The 19,388-nt window shown below is 69.8% G+C and carries 12 protein-coding genes and 1 pseudogene; 8 read left to right on the top strand and 5 right to left on the bottom strand.

Annotation, left to right across the window (positions count from 1 at the left end; translation table 11 throughout):
• Positions 1–7 precede the first annotated feature (7 nt).
• The 6 genes and pseudogenes from ACIOMQ_RS40380 to ACIOMQ_RS40405 form a co-directional block, all read left to right on the top strand.
• The gene (locus ACIOMQ_RS40380) at positions 8–7,330 is read left to right on the top strand and encodes an amino acid adenylation domain-containing protein (RefSeq protein WP_402192712.1); all 7,323 of its coding nucleotides are present in this window, start codon (positions 8–10) and stop codon (positions 7,328–7,330) included.
• Positions 7,327–8,592 carry a crotonyl-CoA carboxylase/reductase gene (gene ccrA / locus ACIOMQ_RS40385; protein ID WP_362210947.1) on the top strand — a complete coding sequence of 422 codons (1,266 nt, stop codon included), beginning with the start codon at positions 7,327–7,329 and terminating at the stop codon, positions 8,590–8,592. Before ACIOMQ_RS40380 ends, ccrA begins: the two co-directional genes overlap by 4 nt.
• A 43-nt stretch (positions 8,593–8,635) precedes the next feature.
• Positions 8,636–8,845 (top strand): MbtH family protein, encoded by a 210-nt coding sequence (locus ACIOMQ_RS40390; RefSeq protein WP_362210950.1) that lies wholly within the window; start codon positions 8,636–8,638, stop codon positions 8,843–8,845.
• Positions 8,846–8,891: 46 nt separating this feature from the next.
• The gene (locus tag ACIOMQ_RS40395; RefSeq protein WP_362210952.1) at positions 8,892–10,166 is read left to right on the top strand and encodes a cation:proton antiporter; all 1,275 of its coding nucleotides are present in this window, start codon (positions 8,892–8,894) and stop codon (positions 10,164–10,166) included.
• Positions 10,167–10,249: 83 nt separating this feature from the next.
• Positions 10,250–11,233 (top strand): phytanoyl-CoA dioxygenase family protein, encoded by a 984-nt coding sequence (locus tag ACIOMQ_RS40400; RefSeq protein WP_402192715.1) that lies wholly within the window; start codon positions 10,250–10,252, stop codon positions 11,231–11,233.
• Between the two features lie 150 nt (positions 11,234–11,383).
• Positions 11,384–11,497, top strand: a pseudogene (locus ACIOMQ_RS40405) (glucose-1-phosphate thymidylyltransferase); the annotation flags it as partial.
• A gap of 245 nt (positions 11,498–11,742) precedes the next feature.
• On the opposite strand, the gene ACIOMQ_RS40410 reads toward ACIOMQ_RS40405, so the two are convergent.
• Positions 11,743–12,888: a CaiB/BaiF CoA transferase family protein gene (locus ACIOMQ_RS40410; protein WP_401271116.1), complete on the bottom strand. Its 1,146-nt coding sequence runs from the start codon at positions 12,886–12,888 to the stop codon at positions 11,743–11,745.
• 118 nt (positions 12,889–13,006) lie between these two features.
• Entirely contained in the window at positions 13,007–13,810 is an 804-nt protein-coding gene (locus ACIOMQ_RS40415; protein WP_401759791.1) for a sulfotransferase family protein, read from the bottom strand.
• Between the two features lie 182 nt (positions 13,811–13,992).
• Here ACIOMQ_RS40415 and ACIOMQ_RS40420 point away from each other — a divergent pair, with 182 nt between their 5' ends.
• Positions 13,993–15,057, top strand: coding sequence for a polyprenyl synthetase family protein (locus ACIOMQ_RS40420; protein ID WP_401759790.1), 1,065 nt, complete (start codon positions 13,993–13,995; stop codon positions 15,055–15,057).
• A 619-nt stretch (positions 15,058–15,676) separates the two neighbouring features.
• On the opposite strand, the gene ACIOMQ_RS40425 is transcribed toward ACIOMQ_RS40420, so the two are convergent.
• From ACIOMQ_RS40425 to ACIOMQ_RS40435, 3 genes are all read right to left on the bottom strand, one after another.
• The gene (locus ACIOMQ_RS40425; protein WP_402192717.1) at positions 15,677–16,099 is read right to left on the bottom strand and encodes a hypothetical protein; all 423 of its coding nucleotides are present in this window, start codon (positions 16,097–16,099) and stop codon (positions 15,677–15,679) included.
• Positions 16,100–16,163: 64 nt separating this feature from the next.
• Entirely contained in the window at positions 16,164–16,565 is a 402-nt protein-coding gene (locus tag ACIOMQ_RS40430; RefSeq protein ID WP_401944714.1) for a MerR family transcriptional regulator, read from the bottom strand.
• Positions 16,566–16,925: 360 nt separating this feature from the next.
• Positions 16,926–17,636 carry a DUF4232 domain-containing protein gene (locus tag ACIOMQ_RS40435; protein ID WP_402192720.1) on the bottom strand — a complete coding sequence of 237 codons (711 nt, stop codon included), beginning with the start codon at positions 17,634–17,636 and terminating at the stop codon, positions 16,926–16,928.
• Between the two features lie 522 nt (positions 17,637–18,158).
• Between ACIOMQ_RS40435 and ACIOMQ_RS40440 the strand changes: the two genes are divergently transcribed.
• Positions 18,159–19,385, top strand: coding sequence for an acyl-CoA dehydrogenase family protein (locus ACIOMQ_RS40440; RefSeq protein ID WP_362210974.1), 1,227 nt, complete (start codon positions 18,159–18,161; stop codon positions 19,383–19,385).
• Positions 19,386–19,388: the final 3 nt, after the last annotated feature.

Raw genomic sequence — 19,388 nt, forward strand, 5'->3', positions numbered from 1 at the left:
AGCGGTGGTGGCTGATCCCGACCGGTCGTTGACCCGGCTGGAGATCCTTGAGCCCGCCGAACGCCACCGGCTCCTCACCACCTGGAACGACACGGCCGATGAGGTGTCCGAGGAGACACTTCCCGCACTCTTCGAAGCGCAGGTGGCCCTCACCCCGCACCACTCGGCGGTCGTGTTCGGCGACACCGTCCTGTCGTACGCCGACGTCAACACCGCCGCGAACCGTCTCGCCCGGCTCCTTGCGGCCAGGGGCGCGGGTCCCGAAGAGGTGGTCGCCCTGGCGCTTCCACGATCCGTGGATCTCGTGATCGCGATGTACGCCGTGACGAAGACCGGCGCGGCCTATCTGCCGCTCGATCCGCAGCAGCCCGCCGGCCGCACCCTGACGATGCTCGACGAAGCGCGGCCCGTGCTCGGTATCGCCGAGCGGGCCACCGCCGACGAACTGTCCGGCGAGGGCGCCACCCCGTGGCTCGTCCTCGACGCCCAGGACGTACGGGAGGCGCTGTCCGGGCAGGCGCAGACGGACCTGACGGACGAGGAGAGGACCGCGCCCCTGCGGCCGCAGCACCCGGCCTACGTCATCTACACCTCCGGCTCCACCGGCCGGCCGAAGGGCGTCGTGACGTCGCACGAGGCCATCGTGAACCGATTGAGCTGGATGCAGGACTCGTACCCGCAGGGGGCGCAGGACCGGGTGCTGCAGAAGACGCCGGCGGGCTTCGACGTCTCCGTATGGGAGTTCTTCTGGCCGCTTCAGGCGGGTGCGACCCTCGTGGTCGCGAAGCCGGACGGACACCGGGACCCCGCCTACCTCGCAGCTCTCATCCAGGAGCAGCAGATCACCACGGCGCACTTCGTGCCGTCGATGCTGAGCGCATTCCTCGCCGAGGAGACCGCGGCGCTGTGCGGCAGCCTGCGCACCGTCTTCAGCAGCGGCGAGGCGCTCCCGCCGGAGACGGCCGAGGCGTTCCGTTCCGTCCTCGGCGCCCGGCTGCACAACCTCTACGGCCCCACGGAGACGGCGGTCGACGTCACGCGCTGGGAGTACCGGAGCGAGCCGGGCGCCACGCGCGTGCCCATGGGCGTACCCGTCCGCAACACCCGTGCCTATGTCCTGGACGAGGGCCTGGGCCCGGTTCCCGTCGGAATCGCCGGAGAACTCTATGTGGCGGGGACGCAGCTGGCTCGGGGGTATGCGGCTCGGCCGGGTCTGACGGCGGAGCGGTTCGTGGCGGATCCGTTCGGTGGTCGTGGTGGCCGGATGTACCGGACGGGTGATGTGGTGCGGTGGCGTGCGGACGGGAATCTGGAGTTCCTGGGCCGTGCCGACGACCAGGTGAAGGTGCGCGGTTATCGGATCGAGCCGGGTGAGATCGAGTCGGCGCTGCTGTCCTGCCCCGGTGTCGCGCAGGCGGTGGCCGTGGTCCGGGAGGACCGGCCCGGTGACCGGCGCATCATCGGATACGCCACCGCCGACGCGGGCGCCGCGCTCGACGGCGAGAGCCTGCGCTCCGCTGTTGCGGAGGCACTGCCCGACTACATGACGCCGGCCGCGGTCGTGATCCTTGGCGAGCTGCCGGTCACCGGCAACGGAAAGCTGGACCGGAAGTCGCTGCCCGCTCCGGAGCAGCGCGGCCCGGCCGCCCGCGCCCCCCACGGGCGGCGCGAAGAGGTGCTGTGCGCCTTGTTCGCCGAGGTGCTGGGCCTTGCCCAGGTCGGTGTCGACGACGGGTTCTTCGCACTCGGCGGCGACAGCATCGTCGCGATCCAGCTGGTGAGCCGGGCGCGTCGGGCCGGTGTGATCATCTCGCCGCGGGACGTGTTCCGCCATCAGACGGTCGCGCAGCTGGCACTGTTCGCCGCCGACGAGCGGGAGCACGACCGGGCGCGGGACGCGGGAGAGCCGGCCGATGACGGTGTCGGGGAGGCATCCCCCACCCCGATCACGGAATGGCTGCGTGAGACGGGCGGACCGGTCTCCGGACTCAACCAGTCGACGCTGCTGACGGTGCCGGCGGCACCTCACGAGGACCTGTGGCTGACCGCACTGCGGGCGGTCGCGGACCGGCACGAGGTGCTGCGCTCCCGGCTGCGCCGCTCCGACGAGGACTGGCGGCTGGACGTCCTACCCGCCGACTCCGTCGACGTGCGGTCGTGGCTGCGCCGGGTGGACGTCACGTCCGTACCGCCGAGCGGCCTGGCCCAGGTCATGCGCGACGAGGCCGCCGAGGCCGTCGGCCGTCTGGACCCCGAGGCGGGGACCATGACGCAACTGGTGTGGTTCGAAGCGGGGGCGCAGGCCCCGGGCCGGCTGCTGTGGATCGTGCACCACCTGGCCGTGGACGTGGTGTCCTGGAGCGTCCTGGGGTCAGACCTCCGCACCGCGTTCGAAGCGGTGTCGGCCGGCGGTCCGGCGCTGCTGGCGCCCGTAGGCACCTCCTTCCGGCACTGGTCGCGGGAGTTGGCGAAGGAGGCCCGCCGGGAGACGCGTGCGGCCGAACTCGCACTGTGGTCGGCGCAGCTCGCGCCCGGAGAGGTGCCGTTCGGCGCAGCGCCGGCCCCCGGGCGTGACACCTACGACACCGCCCTGACGCTCTCCCTGGAGCTCCCGGAGGAGGAGACCGCACAGCTGCTGGCGGCGGTGCCGGTCGCCTTCCGCGCCGGGATCGACGAGGCGCTGCTGGCCACCCTGGCGCTGGCCGTCACCGAGTGGCGGGACCGGCGCGGTCGCGGCCGGGACACCGCCGTGCTCGTGGACGTCGAGGGGCACGGGCGGGAGGACGTCGTGCCGGGCGCGGACCTCTCCCGGACCGTGGGCTGGTTCACCAGCCTGTACCCGGCCCGGCTCGACCCGGGCGTCGACGCCGCCGAGGTGTGGTCCGGCGGCCCGGCCGTCGGACAGGCGCTCAAGCGGGTGAAGGAACAGCTGCGGGCCATTCCCGACCACGGGATCGGCTTCGGTCTGCTCAGGTACCTGAACCCCCGCACCGCACCCCTGCTGGCCGCACTTCCCCGGCCCGCCATCGGCTTCAACTACCTGGGCGCCCGCAGCGCCGCGACGGGCGGGGAATCCACCTGGACCGCGGCGAGGGACATCCCGGTGGAGGTCCCGGCCAAGGACGCGAAGGCGCCCTTCGCACACAGCCTGGAGATCAACGCCGCCACGCGGGCGACCGCCGACGGAGCACGGCTGGGCGCCGTGCTCTCCTGGCCGCAAGCGCTCTTCACCGCGGAGGAGATGGCCGGCCTCGCCGAGCTGTGGCTGACGGCGCTCAGGTCCCTGGCGGCCCACGCCGCCACCCCCGCCGCCGGCGGCCTCACCCCGTCCGACCTCGCCCTCGTCGACCTCGGCCAGGCGGAGATCGACGAGCTGGAGGCCACCGAGTGGGGTGTGGAGGACGTACTGCCGCTGTCGCCCCTGCAGGAGGGACTCCTGTTCCATTCTCTGTTCGCGGGGGGTGACGACGACGTCTATGCGGTGCAGCTGGCCGCGGACGTGGAGGGCCCCTTCGACAGCGAGGCGCTGCGGGCCGCCGCCCGCACGCTGCTGCGCCGCCACCCGAACCTGCGGGCGGCCTTCCGGCACCAGCCTTCCGGCCGGGCCGTCCAGGTCGTGCCGCGCCACGCCGAGCCCGACTGGCGGGAACGGGATCTCACCGGCCTCAAGGGTGACGAACTGCGCGCTCGGCTGGAGGAGTTGCTCGACGAGGAACGGAGCCGCGGGTTCGACCTCGCGGTGCCCCCGCTGCTGCGGTTCATGGTGATCCGCCTGGGCGACGGACGACACCGCGTGGTGATCACCCACCACCACATCCTCCTCGACGGCTGGTCGATGCCGCTGCTCATGGCCGAGCTGCGCGAGCTGTACGAACAAAACGGCGACGAGACGTCCCTCATGCCTGTGACGCCGTACCGCTACTACCTGGAATGGCTGTCCCGCTGGGATCAGGAGGAGAGCCTCCAGGCGTGGCGGAAGGAACTGGCCGGGCTCGACGAGCCGACCCGGCTGAGCGCCACCGACCTGCGACACGTGCCGGTGATGCCGCAGTGGCTCACGGTGGATCTTCCCCGTGAGCTGTGCGACGCGCTGCGCAGGCGCACGTCGGAACACGGCGTGACGCTGAACAGCATGGTCCAGCTGGCCTGGGCGGTGCTCCTCGGCAAGCTCACAGGTCGCGACGACGTCGTCTTCGGAACGACCGTCAGCGGCCGGCCGCCGGAGATTCCCGGCATCGAAGCGATGATCGGACTGTTCGTCAACACCATCCCGGTACGGGTCCGTCTCGACCCGGGCGAGACCTGGGCGCACGCACTGGCCCGCGTGCAGGACGAGCAGGCCGAGATGACCGGCCACCACCACGTCGGCCTGACGGAGATCCATAAACTGGCCGGCCTGGGCGAGCTGTTCGACACCCTCGTCGTGTTCGAGAACTATCCGGTCGACGCCACCCGCGCCGACACCGCCGACCGTGCGCGGACCGTGGGTTCGCTGGACAACGACGCCGCCCACTACCCGCTGACCCTGGTGGCCGCCCTCTCCGGCGACGGGCTGCGACTGCGGCTCAACCACCGTCCTGACGTGATCGACCCCGCCTTCGCGGAACGGCTTCTGGGCTGGTTCCAGCAGCTGCTGCGGACACTGGCCGACGATCCTCGCAGCCCCCTCGGCGGGGCCGAGCTGGTCGAGCCGGCCGAGCGGCGGCAGCTGCTCACCGAATGGGGGGCCGGCGCCGCGGCGCACGAGGGACTGGACGGCGCGACGCTCGTCGGGCGGTTCGCGCAGGTGGCGGAGCGGCAGCCGGATGCGGTGGCCGTGCGCACCGGAGCGAAGGACGTCACCTACGCGGAACTGGACGCTCTCGCGAACCGGGTGGCCCAGGAGCTGATCGCTCGCGGGGCCGGAGCCGAGAGCAGGGTCGCGGTGCTGTTCGACCGCTCCCTCGACCTCCTGGCCGCCGTCCTGGGAACACTCAAGGCCGGCGCCGCCTATGTGCCGCTGGACCCGGAGAGCCCCGCGGTCCGGTGGACGACGATGACGGATCGCAGCGGCGCCACGGTGCTGCTCACCGGGCGGGACCGGGCGGAAGGCGTCCGGAGCCTGCCGGACTGCGCAGCCCAGGTGGTGGTCGTCGACACCGGGCTCGCCGCCGAGTCCGTGTACGCCCAAGCCCCCGCCGCTGCCGTCGCGCCGGACCAGCTCGCCTGCATGATGTTCACCTCCGGCTCCACGGGAGCCCCCAAGGCCGTGGCGGTGACGCACCGCAACGTCGTGAACTTCGTGGACGACGCGGGATGGAACGAACACAGCACGGAGCGGGTCCTGTTCCACTCGCTGCACGTCTGGGACGCGGTGACGACCGAATGGTGGGTACCGCTCCTGCGCGGAGGGTGCGTGGTGGTCGCACCTCCGGGCCGACTGGACCTCGCCGTGCTGCGCGAGTTGATCGTGCGCGAGCGCATCACCGGTCTATGGCTGTCCGCCGGAGTGTTCCGGCTCCTGGCCGAGGAGGACCCGGCATGCCTCGCGGGCGTCCACGAAGTCCGCACGGGCGGCGACGTGGTGTCGGCGAGCGCGGTCCGCAGGGTGCTGGAGGCATGCCCCCGGACACTGGTGATCAACGGCTATGGGCCGACGGAGACGACCGTGTTCACGGCCACGCACCGGATGCGGGCCGGGGACCCGGTTCCCGAATCGGTGCCGATCGGGCGGCCGTGGGGCGGCTCCCGGCTGTACGTCCTCGACGGACAGCTGCGACCGGCTCCGGCCGGGGTCGCCGGCGAGCTCTACGTCTCCGGCGCAGGTGTGGCCCGTGGCTATCACGGCGATGCCGCGGCAGCGGCGGAACGGTTCGTGGCCGACCCGTACGGGCCGGCCGGAGTGCGGATGTACCGCACCGGGGACCTGGTGCGGTGGCGGGCCGACGGCACGCTCGACTTCCTCGGCCGCAGTGACTCGCAGTTCAAGCTGCGAGGCTTCCGGGTCGAGCCCGCCGAGGTCGAGGCGGCACTGGCCGCACTGCCCGAGGTCGCCGCGGCCCTGGTCACCCTCCGCGAGGACCAGCCGGGCCACCGGCGGCTGGTCGCCTACGTGACGGCGCGGCCGGGCGACTCGGAGCCGGTCCCCGAGCGGCTGGCGGCGGCGCTGGCGAAGACACTGCCGGCGCACATGGTGCCGTCGGTGTTCGTGACGCTGGACGCGATTCCGCTGACCGCCAACGGCAAGGTGGATCAGGCGGCCCTGCCCGCCCCGCGGTCCGGGTCGGAGCCCGGCGGAAAGGGCCGCGCGCCGCGCTCCGACCGTGAGGAACTGGTGTGCCGGCTGTTCGCCGAGACCCTCGGGACACCCCGGGTGAGCATCGACGACAACTTCTTCGAGCTGGGCGGGGACTCACTCCTCGCCGCGTCCCTGCTGGCCCGCCTGCAGGCCCAGCTGGACCCCCGGCTCACCATCCCGATGCTCTTCGAAGCCCCCACCGTCGCGGGGCTCCTGGCCCGGGCCGCCGCCCCGGACGCCGACGACGGGCTCGGCATCCTCCTCCCGCTGCGGACCGGCGGGGACGAGCCGCCGCTGTTCTGCTTCCATGCCGGAGGCGGCCTCGGCTGGCGCTACTCGGAGCTGCTGCGCCACATTCCGGCGGGCCGGCCGCTGTACGGACTGCAGGCACCGGCGTTCAGCAGGCCGGGTGAGCACCCGTCCTCGGTCGGCGAGATGGCCGCCCTGTACCTGGAGCACATCCGGACGGTGCAGCCCCAGGGTCCGTACCACCTGCTCGGCTGGTCCTTCGGCGGGCTCCTCGCCCACGCCGTCGCCTGCATGCTCAGGGCCGACGGCCAGGAAGTGGCACTGCTCGCCGTGCTCGACTCCTACCCGGCCGGGGAACCGGGACCGGTGGAGCGGCCCGCGGAGCACGACGTGCTGCATGCCCTGCTCGAAGCCGTCGAGCTGGATCCGGCGCGGACGGCCGGTGGGCCCCTCACCGGTGGACCGCTCAGTGCCGAGCAGGCCGCCGGAATGCTGCGCCGGAGCGAACTGCCGCTGGCCCGGCTGGTGGAGCGCAACCTGGCGGCTCTCGTCGAGACCTATCGGAACAACGTGGCGCTCCGGGGCACGCACTCGCCGGACGTCTTCGACGGGGACATGGTCCTCTTCGTCGCCGCCGGCGAGGCGCACCCCGGCACCGCCGAGGACTGGAAGCCGTACGTCGGCGGGGCCGTCACGGCCCACTCCGTCCCCTGCGAGCACCGCGACATGCTGCGGCGCGACTCCCTCCAGCAGATCGCCGCCCCGCTGAACGCCGGGCTGCGGCCGCGCCCCACCGGCGCATGACCACCGAGGAGAACACGGTGAAGGAGCTGTACGAACCCGGGGAGATACCCCCCTTGGGGCATGTCCCCAGCCACATGTACGCCGCCGTCATCCGGCCCGAGCGATACGGACAGCCGTCGCGGGCCATGGCCCTGGAGACCGTTCCGGTCCCCGCGCCGGGCCGAGGCCAGGTCGTGATCATGGTGATGGCCGCCGGGGTGAACTACAACGGTGTGTGGGCCGGACTCGGCTCTCCGGCCGATGTCATCGCGGCCCGCCGCAAGCAGGGAGATCCGGACGACTTCCACATCGCGGGCTCCGAGGGCTCCGGGGTGATCTGGGCCGTGGGGGAGGGAGTCACCCAGTTCAAGGTCGGTGATCACGTCATCGTCGGCGGAGTCTGCTGGGACGAGTCGGCGTCCGACATCCGGCTCGGAGTCGATCCCACGGCCTCGCGGTCCCAACGCGCCTGGGGATACGAGCTGAACTACGGCTCCTTCGCCCAGTTCACGGTCGCCGACGAGTACCAGTGCCACCGCAAACCGGCCCACCTGACCTGGGAGGAGGCCGGCAGCTTCCTCGCCGGCGGATCGACCTCGTACCGCCAGCTGTGCGGCTGGGCGCCGAACGTCGTACGACCGGGCGACCCGGTTCTGATCTGGGGAGGCTCGGGCGGACTGGGCTCCATGGCGATCCAGATCGTCAGGCACTTCGCCGGTATCCCCATAGCCGTGGTCTCCGACGACGCGAAGGCGGAGTACTGCCTCGAACTGGGCGCCAAAGGCGTCATCAACCGGAGCGAGTTCAGCCACTGGGGCCGCCTGCCGGACTCCGACGACACCGAGGCGTACGAGACCTGGCTCAGCGGCGCCCGGGCCTTCGGCCGAGCCTTCTGGTCCGCACTCGGCGAGCGCCGCTCGCCCCGCATCGTCCTGGAACACCCGGGCGCGGACACCCTGCCGACCTCCGTCTACCTGTGCGACAACGCCGGGATGGTCGTGACCTGCGCGGGGACCAGCGGCTACAACGGCGACCTGGACCTCCGCTACCTGTGGATGTTCCAGAAGAGGCTCCAGGGCTCGCACGCGGCGAACGTCCAGGAGACCAGGGCGATCATCGAACTCGTGGGCTCGGGGCGGATCAGCCCCTGCCTGAGCAGCACGATCCCGTTCCAGGAGATCGCCCACGCGCACCAACTCGTCTACGAGAACCGCCACCCGGCCGGAAACATGGCCGTACTCGTCAACGCCCCGGCCGGCGGTCTGACCGGGCTGCCGGTTTGACGCGCGGCACATCCATCATCCGCACCAGACAAGGAGAACCATCATGAGCAACCCGTTCGAAGACCCGGAGGGCACCTACCTGGTCCTGGTCAACGACGAGGGCCAGCACTCCCTGTGGCCGCACTTCGCCGAGGTCCCCGACGGATGGGACGTGGCCAAGCCGGCCGACAGCCGCCAGGCATGCCTGGACTACATCGAACAGAACTGGACCGACATGCGGCCCAAGAGCCTCATCGCCGCGATGGGCGGCTGATGTCGCGCCGGCAGGCGTCGCGGGACGCCGGGAAGGAGGGAGACGGATGCCGGGCGACACGCTGACGAAGTTCCTGCTGTGCGCAGTGACGATGATCGTGGTCTGCCGACTGCTCACCGCCGTCATGGTGCGGATCAACCAGCCGCCGGTCATAGCGGAGATGCTCACCGGCATCGCGCTCGGTCCGTCACTCTTCGGGCTGCTGCTGCCGGACGCCCAGAAGTGGATGTTCCCGGAGCAGTCGAGACCGGTCCTGTACGCGCTGGGGCAACTGGGCATCGCCTTCTACATGTTCCTCGTGGGGCTGGAGTTCAGCAGCTCGCTGACCAAGGGCAGTGGACTGCTCAGACGCTGCCTGTCCGTCTCCGTGGCAGGGGTCTCCGCGCCCTTCCTGCTCGGGGTCGCGGTCACCGCCTGGCTCTTCAGCAGCCGGCCGGAGCTGATCCCCGAGGTCGGCGGCACCTACGGGGCGGTCTACATCGGCATCGTCGTGTCCATCACGGCACTGCCCATGCTGGCCCGCATCATCGAGGAGCGGGGACTGCTCGGCTCCCGGTCGGCGATGGTCGCGCTGGGCGCGGGGGCCATCGACGACGTCATCGCCTGGCTGGGCATCGGCCTGATACTCACCTTCACGGCGGCCGGCGATGTCAGCCCCGTTCTGACCGCCGTGGGCTTCGTGGCCTTCATGGCCGTCCTGTTCGGCGTGGTGCGCCCCGGACTGCGGTGGTTCATGTCCCGGACAGGCGACCGGCAGAGCACGGGTTTCCTCCCTCTGGTCTGCGCACTGCTGTTCGCGGCGTGCGCGACGACCGAGTTCCTCGGACTGCACGTGGTGATCGGTGCCTTCGCCCTGGGCATGGCGTTCCCCAAGAGCGACGCGCTGTCCCGGTGGTCGGCCACCGTCCGCCCCTTCGCCGTGGGCGTGCTCCTGCCCTTCTACTTCGTGTACACCGGCCTGCGGACCGACATCCAACTGCTCGGCTCCGCCGCCATGGTGACCGGAGTGCTGCTCTTCCTGGCCGCGTCCGTGGTGGGGAAGCTCGGCGCGTGCATGGCCGCCCAGCAGTGGCACGACCGGGACTGGGCGCAGTCCGCCCAGGTCGGGGTGCTGATGAACACGCGCGGCCTGATCCAGCTCATCGCCCTGAACATCGGTCTGGAAGCAGGCCTGCTCACCAGCACCGTCTTCGCACAGCTGGTCGTCGTGGCCGTCGTCACCACGGTCATGACGAGTCCGGGCCTGAGCCTGCTCGAAATGTGGCAGCGAAAGCGGAAGGTCGGCGTGCCGCCGGCGCGGGAAATTACACGCCTTTCCTAGCCGGCGTCAATCTTCCATGGGTGGCATGAAATTCGTCGAGTAGTGTGAATTTCCAGATCGATGTGAATTCGAGAGGCCTGACAATGAAGGAAACAACACCCCGCGAAGCGTTGGAGAAGAATGGATTCGCGGGACCGTTCCCGCGCTTCGCCTCGGACGACACCATCGGGGAAGTGAAAGAATTCTTCCAGGACGTGCTCGAGCACCAGCCCGTCCACCCGATGTACAACAGGTACTCCGTACGTGACTGGCACCTGATCAACGAGAAGGTGCGCGAACTCCTCACCGCGCCCGAACTCATCAAGTCGCTGGAGCAGGCGACCGGTGCGGACTCGCTGATCCTGTGGCGCACCAAGCTCTTCGAGAAGTACCCCGGAGACGGTGCGATCGACTGGCACCAGGAGTACGGGTACTTCGACGGCGAGGAAGTCGGCGGCCACAGGCCGGCGCTCTTTCCGATGAACCCGTCGAGCCAGTGGGACTGGACGCTCTGGCTTGCGCTGACGGACGTCTCCGAAGACGACGGAGTGATGGAGTTCGTCAAGGGGTCGCAGAAGTCGCAGTACCCCAAGGGGATGGTCGCACTCACCGAGTCCGGCGCCTACGTCGACCCGCGGAACCGGATCAAGACCAAGGAGGAACTGCTGAGCCGGGCGAAGAACAACAGCCTGATCCTCGACATCGACACCCGGCGGATGTTCGACGGGGTGGACCCCGACCAGCACTCGCTGGACGACCTCTTCGACCTCCTGGCCGAGCGCTGCGCCGACCTGCTGGCCGTGGTCACGGAGCCCTTCGAGCTGGCGCCCGGGGCCACCCAGACCATGCCGATGAAGGCGGGGGAGTACACCATCTTCACCGAACGGTGCATGCACCGTTCCCGCGCCTCCCTGCCGGACGCGCGGCTCCGTCTGGCCGTGAACGCGCGCTACACGCTCGGCGACACCTGGGTCTACCCCCAGCGCACCACGGGCGACACGTTCGACGGTTCGAATCTCGACATCAAGCAGCACAAGTGCATTCCGGTGCTGGGTGACGGTTTCAACCCGGACAACGTCTACCTCTGACAGGCCTCGGTTCCTGCCCCGGCCCACCCTGCCCCGACCCGGCGCCCCGGGTCGGGGCAGGGTGCGAGGCCCTGCGGGCACACGGACGAGGGTTCGAACGAAGGAGGGGGCACGAAGGCTCCGGTACTCGGCGGTGGTGAGGGGACTCGGCTGCGTCTCCCCACGCACACGGCAGCCAAGTCTTTCGTACCGGTCGCCAACAACCCCGTTCTCTCCCACGGCCTCGAAGCGGTGGCCGCGGCCGGCATCATCGACAGGGGAATCGTCGGCGGCGACAGGGACGACGAGATGAGGGAAGCGGTCGGTGACGGTTCGTGCTTCGGGCCGAACGGCCACCTGCATTCCTCGGGCAATGCCGCTCGGTCCGGCGTGCACCGCCCGGCGTACGAATCGCCCGGCTCGGCGGCACTGCCGCGAAGCGGATGCCGCGGCGGGAGACCGAGATCCGGGCGGCGGCGAGATCTCGGCCGGTCGCCCCGCGGTCGTCGGCCCGGGCGGCAGGCGGCTTGTTACTGGTCCAGTTCGGCGAGGACCTCGGCGGTGTGCTCACCGTGTCCGGGAGCGGCACCGCGCAAGGAATCGAGACCGGAGCCGAATACGACGGGGAAGCGCACCTGCTGTCGGGGGTGTTCGGTGGCCGAACCGGGCAGGGTGCCCACCAGCCCGCGGACGGCGACGTGTTCATCCTCGAGAACCTCGGCGGTGGTCTCGTAGACGGGTGCCCAAGGAAGGTCCAGTCCGGACAGTGCCGCGGACCACCAGGCGAGGTCGCGCTGGGCGAAGACATCCTCGAGCAGTTCCCGCACCTCCCTCTTGGCGCGCGTCCGGTCCGCCCGGCGGTCGTAGCAGGCGTCGGCGAGCACCGGGAACTCCGCGGCGAGGGCCTGCCGGAAGGTGAGCCAGAACTTGTCCTCGAAGGTCGCGAACGAGATCCGGCGCCCGTCGGCCAGCACGAATATGTCGTTGTCCCCCGTGACGAGCGGACTGTCGGCGCGGGGCCTGCCTTCCTGGAGCGGCGGCGCGAGCGCACCGGACCAGGCCGCGGCCGCTTCGTGCAGCGACACGTCCACATGCTGGCCCTCGCCCGTTGTCCGCGCCGAGGAGACCGCCACCGTGGTGGCGAGCGCGGCGTACATGGCGCCCGCCATGTCCGCCACGCGTACGCCGACCCGGTCGACGATCCCGTCCGCGCGGTGCGGCACCGCGAAGAAGCCGGACAGGGCCAGGAAGTTCAGGTCGTGGCCGGGCCGCGTGGCGTAGGGGCCGGTCTGGCCGTAGCCGGTGATCGAACAGAGCACCACGCGGCGATTGACCGCGCGCAACTGCCGGTAGCCGAGTTCCATGCTCTCCAGGACGCCGGGGCGGTGGCTCTCCACGACGGCGTCGCTGCGCTCCACGAGACGCAGCAGGGTCTCCCGGCCGGCCTTTTCGCGCAGGTCCAGCACGACCGAGCGTTTGTTGCGGTTCAGCGCGGCGAAGGTGTCGGGGTCCACGATCCTGCCGTAGTCGCCCCCGTTCGGGCTCTCGACCTTGATGACGTCGGCACCGAGGTCGGCCATCATGAGGGTGGCGAAGCCGCCCGGCAGCAACCGCGAGAGGTCCAGGACACGCAGCCCCCGCAGGCCCGGCCAACCAGCCGTCGGTTCGACCGGCATGAGCACCCCTTCGCAACCGCCGACCTCCGGGCGAGGGCGGCCTCAAGTGTTCGCACCGTATCGGCGCAGCGCCGCAGGACACTTGACCGCGCCTGTACGGCTGGCTGCCGGTCCCGCCCTACACGTAACCGAATGCCCTGCAGTGACCGGCCAGGGCTTCGGGAACCTCATCGATGGCCGGCAGCCGGCGGTGGGGCTGGATCACGCCGGAGGAGATCCTCTCGCGCCAATCTCCGAGGAACATGCGGAACGATCCGTGATCCTGGCTTCCGTAGTTCAGCATGTCCGATTCCCACGGCACCCCGAGGTAGTCGCACAGGTTCTTCGTGACGACCTCCGGGGAAGTCGTCAGATCCTCGTACCGCACGGTGATGCCGTCCAGGTGGGCGCGGGCCTCGGCAACCGATTCGATCATCGGAGCAATCTGATTGATGGCGGTGGTCCGAATCTTTGCCTCCACTTCCTCGGCGCCTTGCGGAAGCGGCATTTCGGCCAACTGGTCGCGGAAGATTTCGGACAGGGATTCCAGTACGTGCATCGGATGGCGGAGCAGGAATATGTACCTGGCGTGAGGCCAGCACTCGGCTATTCTTTTCCACATGAAGGCATTTCCTGGTGTTTTTTCCACCAGTACGCTTTTCCCGCTGGCCTTCAACTGGTGATCGAGAAGGCGATCCCAGAGCATATGGCCGAGCTCGGCAGTCGAGAACCCCATCTCATCCATGGCCGCAGTCGCAGGCTTCGTGTCGAGTTCGACCCGAATGCCTTCCAGATGCATCTCGTGGCCGGCGTACACCTGGGAATGTGTATTCAGTACGCATCGAAGCAGGGTCGACCCCGACCGCACCGTCGAAATGACAAAGACCGGAGATTTTACGAGCCTGGCGGCAGGGTCATTCGGGGAGTCCGTGCGCGTGTTCAAAATGAACTCCTTCGGTAATCACTTCGAGTGACGCCGCCTGACGGCTGCCCGAGGACGCTACAGCGGAGGGGCGGGCCGCAGCTGGATCTGTTCTGTATCCGAAGCTGCCTCTTTCCGTGAGCGCGGGGCGTATGCGAGAAATGCCTGTACTTCTCTGCCGTGCACCGCATCAAGGAGCTCACATGCCCTCGACGCTTTCACCGCGCAACATGACTGATGCCTCCGCACGTCAGCGGCGTGACCGGCTCCTGGCCCGAGTGGAGCAGCGGATCGAGGAGTTCCTTGCCGCCGAGCGGCGGCGGTGGGCGGCGGTCGAACCGGTCTCGGTCGAACTGCTCGATTGCGTGGTCGGCATGTTCGGCAGCGGGGGGAAAAGGATGCGCCCCGCGTTCTGTATCGCCGGCTATCTGGCGGCCGGCGGCGACCCGGACAATCCGGTGATCGTCGACGTGGCGGCGGCGCTGGAACTGCTCCACAGCTTTGCCCTGCTGCACGACGACGTGATGGATGACTCGGAACGGCGTAGAAACAGGCCCACGGCACATGTCCTCCACGAGGAGTTGCACGGGCAGCGCGGCTGGCGGGGTGAGGGCCGCCGGTACGGTGAGGCGGTCGCCGTCCTCGGAGGCGATCTCGCCCTGGTGTACGCGGAGCGCCTGCTCGCCGACTGCCCACCCGAAGTGCGCCGCATCTGGGGAGAGTTGTGCACCGAACTGATGGTCGGGCAGTTTCTCGACGTCCGCAGTGCGGCCCAGTTCGACGCCGATCCGGAGCGATCCCGCTGGATCGCCCTGCTGAAGTCCGGTCGCTATACGGTCTCACGACCCCTGACGCTCGGAGCCGCTCTGGCGGGCGGCGAGAGGTTCCTGGAAGCGTTCGAGGAGTACGGGCTGGCAGTCGGCGAGGCGTTCCAGCTCAGAGACGACCTGCTGGACGTCTTCGGTGATCCGGATGTGACGGGCAAGCCCGGACGGCTGGACTTCCAGCAGCACAAGATGACTCTGCTGATGTCCCTGGCCCTGCGGGACGAGCCCGCGGTCCAGGAGCTGTTCAGCGGCGAGGGCAGGGCGCCGGACCCGGATGTCCTGCATCGTCTGCTCATCGCCACCGGCGTACGCGACCGAGTGGAGGCGGTGATCGAGGAGCGGGTGGTCGCAGCCGGACGGGCCATCGGCGAGGCCCTCACCCCCGAGTGGGCGGCTGAACTCCTCAGCATGGCCACCGAAGCGGCGTACCGCACCGGCTGAGCGACCGGTCCGGCCGCACCGAGCTGGGGCCGGACTGCCGCCCCCGCTGAACGAGTGGGCTCTGCGGAGGGCTCCTGGTGAGCAAGAGCCGAGGTCAAGTGCCTTTCCATCCCTGTTGGAAGAGGCGCCTCGCGGCATTGTTCCGGCCGGCCACCTGAACCGCGACGCGTCCTTGCCCATGCGCGGGTCGGGTGGGATCGGGGATCGGTGAGGGTGGTTCAGGAGCGGAGATATCCGCTGCGTTCCGCGGTCTCCGGCAGCTCCAGGTACTGGACCACGGGGTTGCGCTTGCCTTGTGCGGTGAGGACGAAACCTCCTGTCGGCCGGTGGCGGAGGCGGATACCCTGCTGCGGCTGCCTCCCGCCTGCACGGCCAAGGTCAACGCCCCTTCCGGCTCCAGCTCACTCAGGTGCCGGACCGCGTCCGCGTCGACAGGGGCGAGCGCCGACAGCAGGGAGAGCCGGCAGTTGATCGCGTCCCGGCGCTCGTTGAACCCCTCCCCCCGGCGCGACCATCCGGGCGGCCTCCCGCTCACGGCCGCCGAGAATCAGCACGTCGATCAGATCGCCGGGGACTCGCGTGAGCAAACACTCCGAGCCCGTCGGCGACCATCACTCCGTCAGGTACGACACCGCAGCGGACAGGTCCGTACTCCCGCGGCGGTGGCCAGCTCGAACAGAACCTGAGCACGGACATCGGTGGGCAGCGGCTCGGCCAGGGCCCGCCGCAGGCAGCTCATTGCGATCGAGGCGTCGGCCGCGCCGCGCGCGGCCGCCCGCAGCGCCCCGGGCACCCAGTCCTCACCGACCGGTCCGCTCAGCATGAGGTGGTGGCACACCGAGTGCTGGGCTCCCGGGTCGTCCCGCAGCAGGCGGGCCGTTCGGGCGTGGATCTCCTGGAGTGCTCCCTGGGCGTCCTCGGCCAGGACGGCGTTGCGCACCAACGCATGGGACACCCGCAGCCTCCCGCGGTGCTCGGTGACGATTCCCAGCCGCCGCAGCCGGCCGATGACTTCCACGATCTCGGACGTATCGGAGCCCACTACGGCGCAAACTCTTTGCAGTGTCGTCTGTCCGGGCTTGTGCCTTCGCACACCAGCCACTGGGTCAACGCGGCGAGGAGCTGGGGTTGCCTCCGGTCACCTGCATGAGACCGGACACGAAGGCCTGCTCGGGAACCCGGCCGAGCTGTTCCCGCAGCAGGACCGAGGCCGACGCGGCGCCAAGGCCCCGTAACGTGACGCGATTGCCGACCCCGATCAGGGCGGCGATGGAAACGAGATTGGATCCCTGCCGTTGCAGCGAAATGATGTACCGGAGGCGCTCGACGTGAGTTTCGCCGTAGTAGCAGGCCCGCCCCTTCCGGATCGGCGGATGCAGAAGTTTGCGCGATTGATGCGCCCGTATGTTCCGTGGAGACATTCCGACGACTCCGGCGATCTCCTCGACCGTGTATCGGGCATGCGGGCGTTCCAGGTCGACGTCGGATCGTGGCGAAGTCGACACCATGTGCCACTCCTCGGCTGGTGCGGGGTCTTCAGTACTGCTGTCGATGGCGCCTGGCTGCGGAGTTGGTCGGTCGTGCGGGCCACCGCGGCGTTTCCGGCGGTGTCTTGGAGGACCATGAGCCGTCCTCGCTGCTCGACTACGCGACCGGCCGGCGCGGCGCGCCGGGACGTGGGAGCTGGTCGCTCACCTACCCGATGTCCCGTGCCTCGGCCGCTGTGCCTGCGCTTTCTCCCCGACGCGCCGGGAGCACGGACTCACGTCTTCGGGAGCCCATGACCCCTGAAGTCTCCGTCCGGTTACTGCTCCCGGCCCGCCAGGAGGCTCGGCAGGTGCTCATGGTGGAAGCGGTCGCCATTTCGCTCAGTTGCTCGCGGTGCCGGCGACCGGGCCGACGTACGTGCCCGGGTGGGTGGCGCCGTCCTGGCGCAGGACGGCGATGCGCTGCCACGGCCAGGCCAGCGTGGCGGTCGTGGTGGTGTCGGGTGGGGTGACCTTGAGGCTCTTGGGCAGGAACGGCTTCTGGTCCGGGGCACTGGAGGCGGGACTGACGGGCAGGAAAGTCAGCTCGGCCATGGTGGCGACGCCCGGCCGAAGGGTGACCTTCTGTGCCGTCGTCTTCTGCCACACGATGCTCCATCTGTCGCCGGTGGCGGTCACGAGATCGACGCCCGGGTGCCCCTGGACCGTGCAGGTGCGCTTGCCGACGTTGGCGAACAGCAGTGTGGCGGTGGTCTGGGTCGCCTCGGGGTCGGGGTCGGCGTCGGTGCCGTGCACGAGGGACGGTTTCAGCTCCGCGCCGGTGCAGGCGGACTTCGCGGCGGCCCGGGCGGCGGTCTTCGGCGACGGGGGAGTGACGGCGGTGTCACCGCTCCTACCGACGGCAGCACGGTCTGCCTGCGTGGGATCCGTGGTGCGTGAAGTGGAGTTGGACCTGTCCGCTGTCCTGCTGAAGGACGCGGAGCCGCTCGCCTGGGCGTCGGATCCGCCGCAGGCCGTAGCGGTCAGGGCGAGCGTGGCTGCCGAGGCGAGGATGACGGTGAAACGGTTCACTCGGGGGAGCCTGGCGTTCATGCGGCGCATTCCTCCGTTGTCGTCATGCTGTGAATGCGGCTTGCACCCAAAGAGAGGCGGCCGTGCGCAGAGGTGGTTCATTTGGGCTGTGCCACAGCCGTGTAACAAGCGCCTCGGACGCCAGGTACGGACTGATGCACCGGGGCTGGAGCCCGGTTGTCCAGCCTTGTCGACGAAGGCGCGCCGACCCGGACCGCGTGCCCCATCCCGTTCAGGCCGCACGGCTGCTGGAAGCGGTACACCGGTTTCCGGGTCCCACTGCGGCGGCCTCGGCCCGGTCGGTCCGCCTGCGCGGAGCAGGGGCATATCGACCGACTGTTTGGATGTGCCTCTCCCGCACCGGGCGGCGACGGGCCACTGGGGTGACCCGGCGCGACAACGGCAGCCCTGAGCGGCGCGTATCCGGGGAACCGACCCCGGATACGCGTTTGATCGCGACAGAGAACCGAAACGCCGGGCGCGGAGAGCGCTGACGGGCGGGGATCTCCGAGCCATGCCCCACAGCGCTTGAGGGAGATTGCAATGAGCGGCACTTCGGCCTTGCCGACACCGTCCGGTCCCTACCTGGACAGAGGGTTGCTGCCCGCTGACTTCTACGCCTATGAGGAACTGCTGTCGGACGGGGAGCGGGAGAAGATCGAGTCCGTCCGCGAGTTCCTCCGCACGCAGGTCGCCCCGATCGTCGACGACTACTGGGCCCGGGCCGAGTTCCCTTTCCAGTTGGTCGAGGGCTTCGGTGGGCTCGGTCTTCTGGACTGGGCCGACCCGGACTCCCCGGAATCCAAGCCGAGCAACCTCTTCGCGGGCTTCGTCGCGTTGGAGCTCGGGCACGCCGACGCGTCCATGGCGACGTTCTTCGGCGTGCACTCGGGTCTGGCCATGGGCACCATCCTCAGCTGCGGCTCCGACGAACAGAAGCAGCGGTGGCTCCCGGCGATGAGCCGTCTTGAGAAGATCGGCGCCTTCGCGTTGACCGAGCCGCACGGCGGCTCCGACGTGGCCGGGGGCCTGCAGACGACCGCGCGTCGCGACGGCGACGAGTGGATCCTCGACGGGGCGAAGCGGTGGATCGGAAACGCGACCTTCGCCGACCTCGTCGTCGTCTGGGCCCGCGACGTCGAGACGCGTCACGTACTGGGTTTCGTCGTGGAGAAGGACACCCCCGGCTTCACCGCGACGAAGATCGAGAACAAGATGGCGCTGCGGATCGTGCAGAACGCCGACATCGTGCTCGACGGCTGCCGCGTTCCGGAGGCCAACCGGCTGCAGAACGCGAACTCGTTCAAGGACACCGCCGAGATCCTGCGCCGGACGCGCAGCGGGGTGGCGTGGCAGGCGGTGGGAGTGATGTTCGGCGCCTACGAGATCGCCCTGCAGTACGCGAAGGAGCGCGAGCAGTTCGGGCGCCCGATCGGGGGTTTCCAGCTCGTGCAGGACCTGCTGGTGAAGATGGTCGGCAACGCCACGGCCTCCTGCGGGATGGTGACGCGTCTGGCCCAGCTGCAGGACGCCGGGGTCTACCGCGACGAGCAGTCCGCCCTGGCGAAGGCCTACTGCACCGTGCGGATGCGCGAGAACGTGGGATGGGCGCGGGAGCTGCTGGCAGGCAACGGCATCGTCCTCGACTACAAGGTCGGGCGTTTCGTCGCCGACGCCGAGGCCCTGTACTCGTACGAGGGCACGCGGGAGATCCAGACCCTGATCGTCGGACGTGCCGTGACCGGCGGCCTGAGCGCCTTCGTGAGGTGATGA

It is taken from the genome of Streptomyces sp. NPDC087845 (assembly GCF_044742755.1).
GTDB lineage: Bacteria > Actinomycetota > Actinomycetes > Streptomycetales > Streptomycetaceae > Streptomyces.

Bases quoted from the DNA above. Each gene is read 5' to 3' on its own strand.
- ccrA (WP_362210947.1), top strand. From the start codon at position 7,327: ATGACCACCGAGGAGAACACGGTGAAGGAGCTGTACGAACCCGGGGAG.
- ACIOMQ_RS40430 (WP_401944714.1), bottom strand. From the start codon at position 16,565: ATGGTGTCGACTTCGCCACGATCCGACGTCGACCTGGAACGCCCGCAT.
- ACIOMQ_RS40435 (WP_402192720.1), bottom strand. From the start codon at position 17,636: ATGAACGCCAGGCTCCCCCGAGTGAACCGTTTCACCGTCATCCTCGCC.
- ACIOMQ_RS40440 (WP_362210974.1), top strand. From the start codon at position 18,159: ATGAGCGGCACTTCGGCCTTGCCGACACCGTCCGGTCCCTACCTGGAC.
- ACIOMQ_RS40410 (WP_401271116.1), bottom strand. From the start codon at position 12,888: ATGCCGGTCGAACCGACGGCTGGTTGGCCGGGCCTGCGGGGGCTGCGT.
- ACIOMQ_RS40400 (WP_402192715.1), top strand. From the start codon at position 10,250: ATGAAGGAAACAACACCCCGCGAAGCGTTGGAGAAGAATGGATTCGCG.
- ACIOMQ_RS40390 (WP_362210950.1), top strand. From the start codon at position 8,636: ATGAGCAACCCGTTCGAAGACCCGGAGGGCACCTACCTGGTCCTGGTC.
- ACIOMQ_RS40395 (WP_362210952.1), top strand. From the start codon at position 8,892: ATGCCGGGCGACACGCTGACGAAGTTCCTGCTGTGCGCAGTGACGATG.
- ACIOMQ_RS40420 (WP_401759790.1), top strand. From the start codon at position 13,993: ATGCCCTCGACGCTTTCACCGCGCAACATGACTGATGCCTCCGCACGT.